The 2,643-nt window shown below is 64.5% G+C and carries 3 protein-coding genes; 1 reads left to right on the forward strand and 2 read right to left on the reverse strand.

Annotation, left to right across the window (positions count from 1 at the left end; translation table 11 throughout):
* Together L288_RS40270 and pdxH are read right to left on the reverse strand one after the other, a co-directional pair.
* Positions 1-1,315 (reverse strand): dicarboxylate/amino acid:cation symporter (locus L288_RS40270; protein ID WP_021239861.1); only part of this gene is annotated, 1,315 nt, incomplete at its 3' end.
* 191 nt (positions 1,316-1,506) lie between these two features.
* Positions 1,507-2,082 carry a pyridoxamine 5'-phosphate oxidase gene (pdxH, locus tag L288_RS40275; protein WP_021239862.1) on the reverse strand — a complete coding sequence of 192 codons (576 nt, stop codon included), beginning with the start codon at positions 2,080-2,082 and terminating at the stop codon, positions 1,507-1,509.
* 120 nt (positions 2,083-2,202) lie between these two features.
* On the opposite strand from pdxH, the gene L288_RS40280 reads away from it, so the two are divergent.
* On the forward strand, positions 2,203-2,643 hold a 441-nt coding region (locus L288_RS40280; protein WP_021239863.1), incomplete at its 3' end, for a DnaJ domain-containing protein.

A 2,643-nucleotide genomic window follows, 5' to 3' on the forward strand; every position in this document is an offset into this window, starting at 1 on the left:
CCTCCACCATGTCGGATGCCAGTTCCAGCCCGGCGCGGCCATGGGCGGGTGTGTGGGCCGGGGCTTTGGGATGGGGGACATAGTCGGGTTCCTCGACCTCCAGCATGCCTTCCCATTTGGTGATGACGGATGTGGCGATGGCGTTGCCCAGCACGTTGGTGGCGGTGCGGCCCATGTCCATGAAGTGATCGACCGCCAGGATGAAGGCTATGCCCTCTACCGGCAGGTCGAACTGGCCCAGCGTCGCCGCCACCACCACCAGGGAGGCGCGGGGAACGGCGGCGATGCCCTTGCTGGTCACCATCAGCACCAGCAGGATGGTGATCTGCGTCGCGATCGGCAGGTCGATGCCATAGGCCTGGGCGATGAAGATGGTGGCGAAGGTCGAATACATCATCGACCCGTCCAGGTTGAAGCTGTAGCCCAGCGGCAGCACGAAGCTGTAGATGCGGCGGGGGACGCCGAAGCGGTCGAGCTGCTCCAGCATCTTGGGGTAAGCCGCTTCCGACGAGGCGGTGGAGAAGGCGATCAGCAGCGGTTCGCGCACATATTTGAGCAGCTTGCCCATGCGCCGCCCCAGGAACAGCGCGCCCGCGCAGCACAGGATTATCCAGAGCGCGAACAGCGACAGGTAGAATTCGCCGACAAGCTCGCCGAAGGTCTTGAGCACGCCCAGCCCTTCGGTCGTGATCGCCGACGCCAGCGCGCCGAACACGGCGAAGGGGGCCATGCGCATGACATAGCCGGTCACTTGCAGCATCAGTTCGACCATCGCTTCGATGACGGTGATGATCGGCTTGCCCCTGTCGCCGATGGCGGTCAGCGCCACGCCCACGAACAGGGAGAAGACGACGATCTGCAAGATGGAGTTTTCCGCCATCGCCCCCACCATGGAGGTGGGGAAGACGTGCAGGACGAAATCCTTGAAGTTGAGCGCTTCGGTGTTCACGCCCGATTCCGCGCCCGACCGGACGAGGTTCAGCCCTTCGCCCGGCGCGAAGAAATTGACGAAGATGAGGCCCAGCGTCAGCGAGATCAGGCTGGCGATGATGAACCAGGCGAGCGCCCGCCCGCCGATCCGCCCCAGCGCGGCGCTGTCCCCCATATGGGCGATGCCAGCAACCAGCGTGGAAAAAACCAGCGGCGCGATGATCATCTTGATCAGGTGAAGGAAGATGTCGGCCAGAAGGTGAAAATATCCCGCCACATCCTTCGCCAGCGTCTTGTCGCCGCCAACCCACAAATTGGCCAGGAAACCCGTGATCACCCCCAGGATCATTCCCGCCAGGATGAAGGCCGTCAGTCGATTCCGCATGCAACCCCTCTAACCCGTGCGCGCAGGCACATCTAACAGGCGTCCGGCACCCCCGCAATCGACGTGGATGGCCGCCTTTTCCGTTGAACGAATGAGGTCGCGCTTTTCCGCGTGGGAGCCCACATGCGTCCTCCCCATGCTTCACATAGGAGGATGTCTTTGGGGCTCCAGCAAGCGCTCTCCGACCCCATTCAGGGATAAAGCAGCCCTTCGCTCCACCCGTCGCCTTCCCGCAGGAACAGCCGCCGCTCATGCAGGCGGTGTTCGCGATCCTGCCAGAATTCGATGCGGGACGGGGTCACGCGGAAGCCGCCCCAATGCGGCGGACGGGGCACCGGGCCGCCTTCGAAGCGCGCGACCGCCTCCTCATAGCGGGCCATGAACAGATCGCGCGACTGGAGCGGGCGCGACTGGTCCGACGCCCAGGCGCCAAGCTGGCTGTCCCGGCTGCGGGTCGCGAAATACGCGTCGGCGGTGGCGTCGTCGACCGTTGCGACAGTGCCTTCGATGCGGATCTGGCGGCGCAGCGACTTCCAGTGAAAGAGCAGGGCGGCATGGGGATTTTCCATCAGCTCGCCCGCCTTGCGCCCTTCGAAATTGGTGTAGAAGATGAAGCCGTCCGGGCCGTGCCCCTTCAGCAGCACCATTCGCGCCGAGGGCCGCCCGCGCGCATCGGCGGTCGCGAGCGTCATCGCATTGCTGTCGTTGATCTCGCTCTGGCGTGCTTCGCCATACCATTGGTCGAAAAGGGGGAAGGGATCGGTCATGCTCTCGATTTACGCGCCGCCAGCGGCTATGTCGATGGGCCCGCCGCTTGAAGGATCGTGACCTTTTTGCCACATATGGGTCAATTGGCTTTCACGAACAGGAAGGAATATTGACCGGCCATGGCGGATCCCTACGCAACTCTGGGCGTCGCGCGCGGCGCGAGCGAGGCGGAGATCAAGTCGGCCTACCGCAAGCTCGCCAAGGAACTGCATCCCGACCGGAACAAGGATAATCCGAAGGCTGCCGAAAAATTCTCGGCGGTGACGGGGGCCTATGACCTGCTGTCCGACAAGGACAAGCGGGCCCGCTTCGACCGTGGCGAAATCGACGCGGAAGGCAATCCGACCGCGCCGTTCGGCTATGGGGGCGGTGCGGGCGGCGGCTTTCGCGGACGCCCCGGCCAGAATGGCGGCTTCGAATTCAACGAAGGCGCTGATTTTGGCGACATATTCGAAGGGCTGTTCGGCGGAGGGGGCGGCGCGCGCGCGCGCAGCGGCGGCTTTGGCGGTTTCGGACGGCAGGCGCCGCCGCAGCGCGGGGGCAATGTCGCCTACCGGCTC

The sequence above is a fragment of the Sphingobium quisquiliarum P25 genome (genome assembly GCF_000445065.1).
Taxonomy (GTDB): Bacteria; Pseudomonadota; Alphaproteobacteria; order Sphingomonadales; family Sphingomonadaceae; genus Sphingobium; species Sphingobium quisquiliarum.

Excerpts from the sequence above, each read along its gene's own strand:
- pdxH (WP_021239862.1), bottom strand. The coding sequence starts at position 2,082 with ATGACCGATCCCTTCCCCCTTTTCGACCAATGGTATGGCGAAGCACGC.